Source organism: Chitinophaga polysaccharea, from assembly GCF_007829335.1.
Lineage (GTDB): Bacteria > Bacteroidota > Bacteroidia > Chitinophagales > Chitinophagaceae > Chitinophaga > Chitinophaga polysaccharea_B.
Genome location: NZ_VIWO01000004.1, coordinates 368,116 through 380,295 on the forward strand (window position 1 = coordinate 368,116; position 12,180 = coordinate 380,295).

Annotated in this window: 10 protein-coding genes; 3 read left to right on the forward strand and 7 right to left on the reverse strand. The window is 45.6% G+C overall.

Features of this window, described 5'->3' with window-relative positions:
* Positions 1 to 43: 43 nt before the first annotated feature.
* Both FHW36_RS16075 and FHW36_RS16080 read right to left on the reverse strand, forming a co-directional pair.
* Positions 44 to 703 (reverse strand): stress protein, encoded by a 660-nt coding sequence (locus FHW36_RS16075; protein ID WP_145670587.1) that lies wholly within the window; start codon positions 701 to 703, stop codon positions 44 to 46.
* A gap of 160 nt (positions 704 to 863) precedes the next feature.
* Positions 864 to 1,703 carry an AraC family transcriptional regulator gene (locus FHW36_RS16080; RefSeq protein ID WP_145670588.1) on the reverse strand — a complete coding sequence of 280 codons (840 nt, stop codon included), beginning with the start codon at positions 1,701 to 1,703 and terminating at the stop codon, positions 864 to 866.
* A gap of 140 nt (positions 1,704 to 1,843) precedes the next feature.
* On the opposite strand from FHW36_RS16080, the gene xylA reads away from it, so the two are divergent.
* Positions 1,844 to 3,172: a xylose isomerase gene (gene xylA / locus FHW36_RS16085; RefSeq protein WP_145670589.1), complete on the forward strand. Its 1,329-nt coding sequence runs from the start codon at positions 1,844 to 1,846 to the stop codon at positions 3,170 to 3,172.
* A gap of 73 nt (positions 3,173 to 3,245) precedes the next feature.
* On the opposite strand, the gene FHW36_RS16090 is transcribed toward xylA, so the two are convergent.
* Positions 3,246 to 3,755: a lipocalin-like domain-containing protein gene (locus FHW36_RS16090; RefSeq protein ID WP_222429094.1), complete on the reverse strand. Its 510-nt coding sequence runs from the start codon at positions 3,753 to 3,755 to the stop codon at positions 3,246 to 3,248.
* A 6-nt stretch (positions 3,756 to 3,761) separates the two neighbouring features.
* Positions 3,762 to 4,361, reverse strand: coding sequence for a short chain dehydrogenase (locus FHW36_RS16095; protein ID WP_222429095.1), 600 nt, complete (start codon positions 4,359 to 4,361; stop codon positions 3,762 to 3,764).
* Between the two features lie 53 nt (positions 4,362 to 4,414).
* On the opposite strand from FHW36_RS16095, the gene FHW36_RS16100 reads away from it, so the two are divergent.
* The gene (locus FHW36_RS16100; protein WP_145670590.1) at positions 4,415 to 5,260 is read left to right on the forward strand and encodes an AraC family transcriptional regulator; all 846 of its coding nucleotides are present in this window, start codon (positions 4,415 to 4,417) and stop codon (positions 5,258 to 5,260) included.
* An 87-nt stretch (positions 5,261 to 5,347) separates the two neighbouring features.
* Here FHW36_RS16100 and FHW36_RS16105 read toward each other — a convergent pair whose 3' ends face one another.
* Together FHW36_RS16105 and FHW36_RS16110 are read right to left on the reverse strand one after the other, a co-directional pair.
* A complete protein-coding gene (locus FHW36_RS16105) occupies positions 5,348 to 7,006 on the reverse strand; it encodes a RagB/SusD family nutrient uptake outer membrane protein (RefSeq protein WP_145670591.1) in 1,659 nt (552 codons plus the stop codon).
* Positions 7,007 to 7,017: 11 nt separating this feature from the next.
* Positions 7,018 to 10,185 (reverse strand): SusC/RagA family TonB-linked outer membrane protein, encoded by a 3,168-nt coding sequence (locus FHW36_RS16110; protein WP_145670592.1) that lies wholly within the window; start codon positions 10,183 to 10,185, stop codon positions 7,018 to 7,020.
* 302 nt (positions 10,186 to 10,487) lie between these two features.
* On the opposite strand from FHW36_RS16110, the gene FHW36_RS16115 reads away from it, so the two are divergent.
* On the forward strand, positions 10,488 to 11,237 hold the full coding sequence (locus FHW36_RS16115) for a DeoR/GlpR family DNA-binding transcription regulator (protein WP_145670593.1): 750 nt from the start codon (positions 10,488 to 10,490) through the stop codon (positions 11,235 to 11,237).
* Here the strand turns inward: FHW36_RS16115 and FHW36_RS16120 are convergent.
* On the reverse strand, positions 11,234 to 11,947 hold the full coding sequence (locus FHW36_RS16120) for an AraC family transcriptional regulator (RefSeq protein ID WP_186452480.1): 714 nt from the start codon (positions 11,945 to 11,947) through the stop codon (positions 11,234 to 11,236). The genes FHW36_RS16115 and FHW36_RS16120 overlap by 4 nt on opposite strands.
* Positions 11,948 to 12,180 lie beyond the last annotated feature (233 nt).

Genomic DNA, 12,180 nt, shown 5'->3' on the forward strand with positions numbered 1-12,180 from the left:
TTTAGTTTTGAAATTTTTTGTTGACGATGTTTATGACGGCAGGTTACTTGGAGCCAGCTCCCCATGTTAGTCCCCATTTATATGCTTTGTCGCATTCGCCATGCTGGAGGTGGAAGGTGACCAGCTTTTTTACACTGATAGCGTTGCCCGAAAACAGTATTTCAGCGATGGCACAGAAATTATAGGGGCTGCTCTGTTTGCCCATTTGTACTTCGATGTCGGCACTGCCGGGTACGCTAACTGTTACGACCGCATTGGTTTCCTGCCATTTGGCTACGCCTTCATAGATAAAGCAGTAGATGACGATGCGTTTCAGGTCCTGCATACCTTTGGGGTTCACAATAATGTTTTCTCCTGATCCGGCTGCTGCACCTCTGTCATCGCCGGTATGCCATATCCACGGAGCGGCGGTGTATCTTCCCTGCCTGGTATGCCTGTCTTTGGCGCCACCCCGGCCTTTGGAGAATTGCAGGCCATCTATTACATTTTTTTCTCCATTGTTCAGTTCATAGAAGCAGCCCAGGTCCAGGTCAATATCAGCACTTTCGCTGAATATCCTGCCAAACAGCCCTTTGGGGCTTACTTTAGACCAGTTCAGGTTGATGTTGATTTCTTGCGTAATGCTGTCGATTTTTTTGGAAAGATCGATGACGTGAGAGTCGCCTGCTTTTTCCAGGGTGATTTTTTGTAAGTTGATCGCCATAGTAATTATCGGGTTTTATGTTAGTGGCTATTTATCGTATTGCCTGTAAATGGCTACGATGATATTGCAGTTCAAAAGTAATGCTGCTGTTTGGAGCTATTTTACGGGAACCCGTAAGTGGGGGGTAATGGGGGGAGGGGCTTGTTTTTACCGGTTATTTTTAAGGTAAATATGTTTTACGGTATTGACTGGGTGTTTGTTGTTTTACTTCCGTGAATTGTTTACTAAAATGCGCCCAGCTTTTATAACCGCTTTCATAGCAGATATCCAATATTGGCTGGTTACTGGAAGTAAGCAATTTGCAGGCGTGACTGATCCGCAGATCTCTCAGGAAATCAAAATAGGTTTTTTTGATATTCTTCTTAAAAAAACGGCAGAAGTTGGGTATGCTCATGTTAGCGATGGCTGCTGCCTGCTTAAGGGTAACTTTTTCCTGGTAGTGTTTAAAAGAGAAATCAATGACTTTTTCGATGACGGGATTTACCACGTTGCTGGTGTCGGTAAAATCTTCCGTGAGTATTTTATATTGTTTGGAAAGCCCTATTTTGTGAAGGCACTCCAATAATAGCATAAGTTTTTCAAAGCCCTTTTTGCGATGCATCAGTTGCATGCTCTCTGTTACCTCTTTTTTTAGGTTTTTTTCCAGTTGTATCCCATTGTTCTTTTGCAGCAAGGACTGTATGGCCTTCATTTCGGCCATTTGCAGTAGTCCTCCGCCCCAGCAATCATTGGTGAAATGTATAACCAGCGCGGCGCCTATCATTTTAGGATGATTTTTCCTGAACCAATGTGGCAGGTTGCCGGCTATAAAAAACAGGTCGTTAACGGAATAGTCGCATACACAATCTCCTATCATGGCGGTACCATGTCCTTTCAGGATAAGGATCAGCTCATACTCAACATGCTTATGCCAGTTGGTTTCAAACTGGGGTGTTTGATAAACCCGGCAGGCAAAGCTCTGGCTGGCATCGTTGGTGATTTTTTGAAGAATCGTTTTCATTTTCCCGGTAGATAGCCCATTTTATCATACAAAATGCTAAAAATTACTCATTGTTGATAAGATAGCATATTTTATTTCAAAAATAGCGGTTGCCAACTTTTTAAATTCAGACAATATTTGCCTAAAAATAAATCACGGTTATGAAAATAGTAACAGGAAAGAAAGAATTTTTTAGCGGTATTCCCGCTATTCAGTATGAAGGTCCACGTACAGATAATCCTTTGGCTTACCGCTGGTATGATGAAAACAAAGTGGTAGCCGGCAAGTCCATGAAAGAGTGGCTGCGCTTTGCCGTTGCTTACTGGCATTCTTTTAATGGTACTGGCGCCGACCCCTTTGGTGAAGCTACACACCTGTTTGAGTGGGATAAAAATGCCGACCCGATTGAGCGGGCAAAAGACAAAGCGGATGCTGCTTTTGAAATGATTACTAAACTTGGTCTGCCTTACTATTGCTTCCACGACGTGGATGTGGTAGACTATACCAATAACATTGAAGACAACGAAAAGCGCCTCCAAACGCTCACGCAATACCTGAAGCAAAAGCAGGAGGAAAGCGGTGTTAAATTACTATGGGGTACTGCTAACCTGTTCAGCCATCGTCGTTACATGAACGGAGCGGCCACCAACCCGGATTTTCATGTACTTACCCATGCAGCCGCCCAGGTGAAAGCTGCCCTTGATGCCACCATAGCGCTTGGAGGAGAAAATTATGTGTTCTGGGGCGGCCGGGAAGGATATATGAGTCTTTTGAATACTAACATGAAGCGGGAGAAGGAACACCTGGCCAGGTTCCTGCAGGCATCAAGAGATTATGCCCGGAAGAACGGATTCACCGGTACTTTCTTTATCGAACCTAAACCCTGTGAGCCCACCAAGCATCAGTACGATTATGATGCGGAAACAGTGATCGGCTTCCTCCGTCAATACGATCTGCTGAATGATTTCAAACTCAACCTCGAAGTGAACCACGCTACGTTAGCCGGACATACTTTCCAGCATGAACTGCAGGTAGCTATTGATGCTGGTTTGCTGGGAAGCATTGATGCCAATAGGGGAGACTACCAGAATGGCTGGGATACAGACCAGTTCCCTACCAACCTCAATGAACTCACCGAGGCTATGCTGATTATCCTGGAGGGCGGTGGCTTCAAGGGAGGTGGCATCAACTTCGATGCAAAGATCAGGAGGAATTCCACCGATCCGGCCGATCTCTTCTACGCCCATATCGGTGGAGTAGATAGTTTCGCCCGCGCCCTCATCACCGCCGACGCCATCCTGGAGAAAAGCGCCTATAAGCAGATCCGCCAGGAACGCTACGCTTCTTTCGACACGGATGCGGCAAAAACTTTTGAAGCAGGACAGGCTACACTGGAAAGCTTGCGCGCATATGCGGTGGCTAATGGAGAGCCCGCAGTAAAAAGTGGCAGACAGGAGTACATTGAGAATATTATCAATAATTATCTCTAAGATATTATCGTAAAGCGATAGTCCACTCCGCCGGTATTTAACTGGCGGAGTTTTTTGTGCTTTTATCGCCCAACTAATCTTTCCTCCATACAACTTTCGCCACCGCAGCTCCCCCGCTAGTAGGTGTAGTGACAGTATACGTCAGCAGATTATTTTTCAATGAATAAGTGCGCACCTGCGCTATTCCTTCCCAATTTGGATAAAACGCATGTTGGATATTGAATACAATGATTTGTTTGTTGGCGTCAATAGTATAGGTGCCAAAATGGGAGTTATTCCCCCGCACTAACGCCGCATTTTCTTCCGTTGTAGCTTTATCTTTATCATTGGCCAACACTTTACTTCGATCAGCCTTTAGTATCTGGATCGCATATTTTCCTGTCTTTGTAAATATGAGCATCCCCAGGGGATGTTCGCCATAGGGGGAAATTTTACTGCCATCAGCTTTTATATTTTCAATTGAGATAAGCGACCATGTGCCCCAAAATTGTTCCTGGCTTTTATAAATTGACCTTCCTTTATTGTCTTGTCCCTGTACAAGGGAGCAAGACATGGCAAAGATGAGAGATGCTATATACTTCATTTTAAATTATTGTTTATGGTAACCAACTCTTATAATTTCCCCATTTATTGCTGTTTCAAGACATTTAATATAAGCGGCTGTTAATTCATCCCCACTGATATCCGAAACTTTAGAAGGGCTGATACCATTCAATCTTATTCCCCTGGGCATTTCCTGTGCGGCAGCCATTACAAAGCTGTTGATCGCACCATTGACAAATGCTTTTCCCGATGAACCTTTAGCAGGGAATTCACCCATTTTCCCGGATATAAGCGTGATCGAACCATTATCCTTCAGGTATTTCATACCGGAAAGTACCAGGTTGATCTGTGGCCATAGCTTCTGCTGAATACCCACCATGAATTGCGCTTTATCCATTGCTGAGAGGTTATCGGTGATGCTATCCCCTGCCGCGCAAATGATGGCGTCAACATCTGATACCCGCTTAAATAAACTTTCCAGAGCAGTTTCTGAAGAGATATCAGCTATAATAGCCCCGGTATTTCTTCCTACTGTGATGACCTCATGGCCTTTCAGCGCCGCTGTAACTATCTTGCCAATGGTGCCGCCCGCACCAATCATTAAAATTTTCATTGTAGTAAAATTTATATTGACAAAAATATACAAGACTGCTGTTATTATAGTTGTACATTATTGCGCTAATTTTGTATTTTTATAACATGGGGAGGGAAACTTTACACCAACAATATGAAATTGAATGGAAGGAATTGCAGTGCTTCGAAAAGCCGTTAAAGCGCAATAATTTCTTTGAACTGATCTATGTGATGGAAGGAACCGGCGTACAGTTTGTCAATAATCACCAGTTTAATTACCGGAAAGGCAATTTGTTTTTATTAACCCCACAGGATATTTACTCGTTTGATATCGACCAGAAAACCAGTTTCTTTTTTCTAAGATTTAATGAATCATACATTAGAGAAAAATCAGGCAAGGATCAGGATACGGTAACGCATGTAGCGTATATTTTACAAAATGCCAGCCATAGGCCTGGGTGTATCTTAAAAAATAAAACAGACAAACCTTTTATTTTTTCACTGGTAAATGCCCTCCTTGATGAACAGACCAGGCAACAGATCTATTATACGCGCATTTCAGCACAAATTGTTAGTACTATCATTACGGTTGTAGCAAGAAATATTGCGTTAAAACTGCCCAAGAATATAAAGGAAAATACAGGGGAACCTATTTTGGAAATATTGAATTATATACAGGTAAACATTTTTGAACCCGGGAAACTTAAAACTGAAAATTTAAGCCGTCATTTTAATATTTCAACAAATTATCTGGGCCGATATTTTAAAAAGCAAACCGGTGAAACATTGCAAAGCTATATTACGCTTTACAAAGTCAGGTTAGTGGAAACCAGGCTATTGCACAGTGATATGCGTATGAGTGAGATAGCCTATGAGCTTGGATTTACGGACGAAAGTCATCTGAATCGTACTTTTAAAAAGTATAACAGGATAAGCCCTACGGAGTTTAAAAAGACGGGGAAAAGGATATAGGTATAAAATGTAACAATATCTTTAAGATAAATCAGCCGTTTCAGACGATCGTCTGAAACGGCTGATTTATCTTAAAGATATATACTACTACCAGCCCGGATTCTGCGATAAATTACCGGATGGATACAAGGCTATCTGTCCGCTGGGGATCGGCTGAAAATAGTTCTTGGGATCAATGAATGTGCGTTGAGCAGTGGTGGCGGTATAAGGCGTAATATAACCGTCGGCATCTCTCAGCACTTTTCCATTGTCGGGAACTTTAGCGCCGCGCCAGATGTCTTTATTGCTGGTATTCAAATAGCTGCCTTTGGCCCAGCGCATCAGGTCCTGGAAGCGGAAACCATCGAATAGCAATTCTGTTCTTCGCTCTCTCCTGATTTCCCAGATGAGGGAAGGTACCGTCGCATCTTTGGCGGGATCGGTATAGGTGGCACCATTCACCGCTACTTGTTGTGCGCCTTTATACTGCAACGCAGGGATGGCTGCGCGAACGCGAAGCAGGTTAATGGATTTGTCGAGATCCGCCTGTGAAAAAGTGTATTGACCCAGATTGTCCAGCTCGGCCGCCGCTTCCGCGTAGTTTAGCAGTACTTCTGCGAGCCAGAAGAGGGGGGCGTCTGTATCATTGTAGGGAGCCAGCACATTAGCTACAGCGGGTTGCAGGAATTTAGCAGGGCGATAGCCGGTACTGCTACTGCGGCCACTCACCAGGTTACCGTTGTAACATAATACCGTATCAATAGACTGAAGCAGGCGCTTATCCCTGTTGGCGCGGGTATTCGCCAGGTTGTCATCACCCTTGTAGAGAGGCGATAGTCCGATGGGTAATCCGTCTGAACAGAGGAATGCGTCAATGGCGGATTTACTGGGGCCTGCCATAGGCGTACTGCTGGTCAGGTAGCCTATTAAGGAGTGGGTAAGATACCCGGGCAGATATTTTTTGTATAGTAGTACTTCTTTGTTACCGGCGAGGTCGAGCGAGTTGTAAGTGGTTACATAATCGGCATTTAATACGGCGCCGGATGCCATCACTTTTTCGCTGGCATCTTTGGCTGCCAGCAAGAATTTGGCTGCGCCGGCCAATTGCGGGTTGGTATGATATTTACGCCAGGTACCTTCGTACAGGCATATCCGTGACTTGAGTGCCAGGGCTACATTACGGTTGATGGTATTGTCCAGGTCTTTTACCCGGATATTGGCTGTGGCAAAATCCAGGTCTGCCAGTACACTGTCCATCACCACGGTGCGCGGATCACGGGGTTTATAGATATAAGCAGTATCGCTGATATCCATCGATCTTCCTATCCAGGGCACATCCCCATAATCTTTTACGCGGTTAAAATAAACGAGGGCCCGGAAAAAACGTGCAACGCCCTTCCAGTGATTTTTAGCTTCATCTGAAATAGGTACCTGGTCTATTCTTTCCAGCATGATGTTGGCTTTGCGGACGTCTTTAAAGTCCCAGGCAGCGGAGCTGGCGGGAACGTTTTGGGTGAATTTTGTGAAAGCCGTGCTGGCCTGGTCATCGGAAAAAGAGGTGAAGTAAAAGTCGCCAAAGCTATTACCATTGCCATAGCCCAGGAAGTTTTCATAGAATGGCCAGTTGTACGACCGGATATTATCTTCCGACCGCCAAAAGGTGTTGTCATCAAACTGATCAGGTAAGCCTTTGTCTACATATTTTTTACAGCCAACGACTGTCATCAGGCTCGTTAGTATAACTGGTAAGAATATACGCTTGTTCATGGGTTGTTAGTTTAAAGGGTGACCTGTAAGCCGAATGACCAGGTTTTTTGAAACGGCCATGTTCTGCCGAAAATGTTTCCTTCGCCGGTAGTGATTTCCGGATCCAGCGGCACGCCTACATTAGAAATAGTGGCAATGTTTTGTGCGCTGCCGTATATCCGTAGCCGTTGCAGGTGGATTTGTTTAGTGATACTGGTGGGCAACGTATATCCCAGTGTGATATTCTTCAGGCGCAGATAAGCTAGGTTCAGCAGGTATTTCGACTGCGGATAAAAGTTGTTGCCACCGGATAATAAGCCGGAGATCTTACCATTGGCATTGCCGGGATATGGCCGCGGATAGTAGGCATTGGTGTTTGTAGGCGTCCAGTAATCCAGCTGGTGTTCATACATGATATCGCCGGCGCGATACAGGGGCAGAGTTACATCTCCCAGTCCCCAGTAATTTACTTTACCAACGCCCTGGAACAATACGTCGATATCAAATCCTTTGTAGGTACTGCCCAGGCGGAAGCTGTACTGGTAGCGGGGGAGAGAGTTGCCGAGCAGTTTCAGGTCACCGTGGTTGCTGCGGGTCACCTTTCCTCCGTCGATAACGCCGTTACCGTCCAGGTCTTTATACTTAACGTCGCCCGCGCCGAATACGAAGTTGCCGTCTGCCAGTTTCGACTGATCGGGTAGTTTACTAAGGTCATCATCTTTCGTAAAATAACGGTCTGTTTCAAAACCCCATATTTCTCCGAGCATCTTTCCTTTATAGTTCAGCGATAATAATTCAGACGGGTTATTCCATTCTGTAAACATTGTTTTGCTGTCCCAGAAAGCAACGGAGCCATAGAATGCCCATTCTTTGGTGATATTGTAATTAGCATCTATTCCGATTTCGTAACCGCGGGTGCGAAGAGCGCCATCATTTTCGCGGGGGGCATCTGTACCAAAGATAGCCGGTACCGCTTTGTTGGTAAGCATATTGTCGGTATTACGCTGGTACCAGTCAACGGTAACGCCTATATGATTATTAAACAGGCTGATGTCGGTTCCAATATCGAGGGAACGTACTCTTTCCCAGGTAAGGGATGCTGCTACGGCACGCGGAGCGCCTACGCCAGAAGCATAGTTGCCGCCATTCATCCAGTTGACCTGGGTATTGGTGGTCATGGCCGGTACATACCATTTTCCACCCATGTCCTGGTTGCCCAGGGAGCCATAAGATGCCCTGATCTTCATATCAGATAGTACCCTTTTGAAACGGTCCATGAAGTGTTCTTCTGTGAGGCGGTATCCTACAGAGGCAGACGGGAAGAAGGCCCACCGGTCGGCCAGGGGAAAGGAGGAGGCGCCGTCGTATCTGCCATTCAGTTCCAGTAACCATTTGTTTTTGTAGCTATAGTTGATCCTGCCAAAAAATCCCGCATAGGCATTGGCCAGGTGGCTGCCCGATACCAGCTGGTCGCCGCTGGCCAGCGGAATTTCCGCTTTGGTAGGGTCTAATGGATTGCGGCGGTAGGCGCTGTAGTTCAGGGTATCTACATCTTCTGCATTGATGCCCGCAATAAATTTCAGCTGGTGGCTTGCGCTCAGTTTCTTATCGTAGGTAGCATACAGGTTAAATGTGTTCACCTTATAGTTGCCGGCGGCATAGCCCACCACATCTTGCGAGGCCGAGGCGATATTGCTAAATGGCATACCGGCGGCCCAGAAGTCCCATGCCATTACCTTGCCGCCTACATCATGACGGGTAATATTATCGCGGCCGATCGTATACTCTGCCCGAACGTTCAGATCTTTTGTCAGCTTCAGGGTGGCGCCGAGGTTTACGCGGGTGTAATTGTCGGTAACGGTGCTGGTGTTGGCGTTTGCCAGGTATCCCGGTGTGTGGTGGAAATATTTTCCCTGGTAGGTGCCGTAGGGGAAGTACGCACCCCAACGCCACATATACTGAAAGTAGTTCTGGTATTGGTAGGGATAGTCGTATTCAAAGTTGCGGTACATCATGCGCACATCCATATCCAGCCATTTGGTGACAGACGCATTGACACTACCGGTGATGTTGTACTTTTTTACGTTATCCGGATTCATTTTCAGGATACCGCCGGAGTTGCTGTATCCGCCGGACATGTAGTAGGAAATTTTTTCACTGCCGCCCTGTACGCTGATGTTTTGAATTTGCTGTGGCGTATATTTTTTCAGCATCATATCTTTTGCGTCCCATACCCGGTAGAAATAAGCCGGGCCGCCGTTGGGATCAATTTCAAAATCTTCTCCCGGCACCATTTCAATGCCTTTGCGGTTATTTGCATATTTCTGTTGCCAGTTTTGGATACCGTCGCGCAACTTGAGTAGTTGCATGCCGAACAACTCCGGCGACGTAGTGCCTGCCCGTACTCCGGCGTCGTATAGTCCTGTCAGTTCTTTTACGGGGTCTGCAAAGTTGGGCAGGGCAGTAGGGGTACTCCAGGCAAAGTTGTTGGAGTACCGCACCCTGGTAGGCATGTTGCGGAGGCCTGTTTTCGTTTTGATCAGCACCACGCCGAAAGCGGCGCGTGCGCCATAGATAGAAGTGGAGGCTGCATCTTTCAGGACGGAGATGCTTTCGATATCATCGGGGTTGATCATGGTGAGGTCGGGCGTTTCTACGTTATCGACCAGGATGAGCGGGCGTCCGCTTCCATTCACAGAACCAATGCCACGAATGTTGATGGCGGGCGACTGGGTAAGTCCTCCATTGGAATAGGTGATGTTGAGGCCGGGTACAATTCCCTGCAAGGCTTTGGATGGATCTGTAATGGGTCTGCTTTGCATAGTTTTGGCAACATCTACGGTGGTTACAGCCCCGGTGAGATTGGCTTTTCGTTGGGTGCCATAGCCTACCACGACCAGCTGGTCCAGCGAATGTTCATCAGGATCCATGGCGATCCGGTATTCTTTTGTAGTGCTTAAAGGAAGCGTCTGTGACTTGTAACCTACAAATGTTACCTGTAAGGTAGTGATGCCGGCTGGTACCCGCAGGGTGAATTTTCCTTCTGCATTGGTAACAGTACCGGTTTTACCGGCTAAAATAGTGGCGCCTATAATAGGTTCCTGGCTGCTTTTATCTATTACGGTACCTGATATGCTCTGGGCCCAGGAACCGGCATAAAACAGCAGGAAGGCGAAAGTGATGAGTATCCTTTCTTTCATATTGGAAGGGTTTGAATTTTGGTTGAACAGGTGATTATGCTAACAAAAGGTTGATTTATAATATTTTATTTGCGTACAAGTTTAGATTTATTGGTCTACAGGATTCTCTTTCACGCTGCTTCGCTGCAATTTTGTTGCAGGTATTTGCGTTTTATTGCATGAATATAAAACACAAATGCGATATTTTGTATTAATATCTGTTTAAACGCGTTTTTATTATATTTGAAACATGCTAAAACACGCATAATCAGATTGGATTACTTTTTTTTAAATTTGTGCAGGTTTAAAAACACACGCCGCTAATGTTGAAAGACGAACGTCAGGCCTTTATCATGAGGCAGATCAATCTCCACAATAAAGTATTGTCAACAGATATCAGCGCTATGCTGAACATTTCGGAAGATACGGTGAGGCGCGACCTGAAAGAGATGGCGGAGGAAGGGAAGGTATTAAAAGTACATGGAGGCGCTATCAGCCGCTCTTTTCACTATCCGTTTAATGCAGATAATGCCGTGTATGCACAGTCGGCTAAGCAACAGATTGCTCAAAAGATCATTAAGCTCCTGAAGAATGACATGGTGATACTTACCGGTGGCGGCACCACTATGATTGAACTGGCGAAAAGTATCCCCGACAACCTGCGCGCCACCTTTTTTACCATCAGCCCACTGGTAGCCCTGGAACTGGTGGAACACCGCAATCTTACGGTCATCAGCATTGGCGGCCAGCTTTCACCCAGCTCTCATGTACATATGGGCGCAAGTGTGATCAACCAGCTGGCGGATATTAAGGTGGACCTTTGCCTGCTGGGCGCTAATGGCTTCTCGGTACAGGATGGAATGACGGATTCTGATTGGGAAGTGGTACAGGTGAAAAGAGCCATGATCCGCGCTGCCAAAAAATTGGCCATCATCAGCATCGCTGAAAAACTGAATTCTTCTCAACGTATGAAAGTGTGTGATCTTAACCAGATCAACTACCTGATCACGGAGCTGGCCCCGGATAATCATTTTCTTTCTCCCTATCAACAACTAGATATGGAATTACTTTAACTAATTTCCCGGAATGCCCGATACTGTTTTAAAAACTTGTTGGGAGGCAGTCCCTTTACCTCCTTAAAATGCTGGTAAAAATTAGAAAGGTTATTATACCCGCTTCGATAACAGACCTCTGATATATTATGGTTACCAGTCAACAATAGTTTAGCGGCATGAGAAATACGTATATCTTTTAAAATTTCGACAAATGTACTGTCTGTTGTTTTTTTTAAATACCGGCAAAAACCACTGGCCGTCATATGAATGACTGCTGCCACCTCCTCCAGGGAGATCGCATTCCTGAAATTCCGGTATAGATAATCGAAAACCTGCGTAATCCGCTGCTCCTGCGCAGCCGTTTTCCAGATTTTTGAGAGAGGTGAATCCAGCACCGTTTGGTCCTTTGAATTCGCCAGCAGATCCAGCAGCGCTATCATCCGGATAATTTTTAGAAAACCTGTTGCTTCCAACAGCTGCTGCAAAATTACCCGGGCCCGGATAATAGTATCTCCTGAAAACAGCATACCCCCCAGGGCCTTATCGAACAATATGTTCAACTCCCTGGCTTCCAGCGTTTCCAGGAATTCCTTACCAATAAAATAAGGGGAAAAGTGTACGATGTAAGCTGTTGGAAGTGGGGTATGATCTTGTTGCCGATGGGATTGCCAGCAATGTGGCAGGTAGCTGCCCAAGAGTGCCAGCTGTGCTCCGTTAATATCAGCCATGTGATTCCCGATAAGGCTTCTTCCCCAGCAGTTCTCCAATAATATAATTTCAAAGTTTAGGTGGCTTTGAAAGGTATTATACTCTGTCATTCCGAATGTATCTTTCTTTACAGTAAATGACTGATCTGGAGGAAATGTGAAACTTTCATATAAATATTTCATACTGATGGCTGATAATTTATGGAGCAAACAAAGAAGCCGGTTCTGACTTGAGCCGGCTTCTTTGCGCGTGG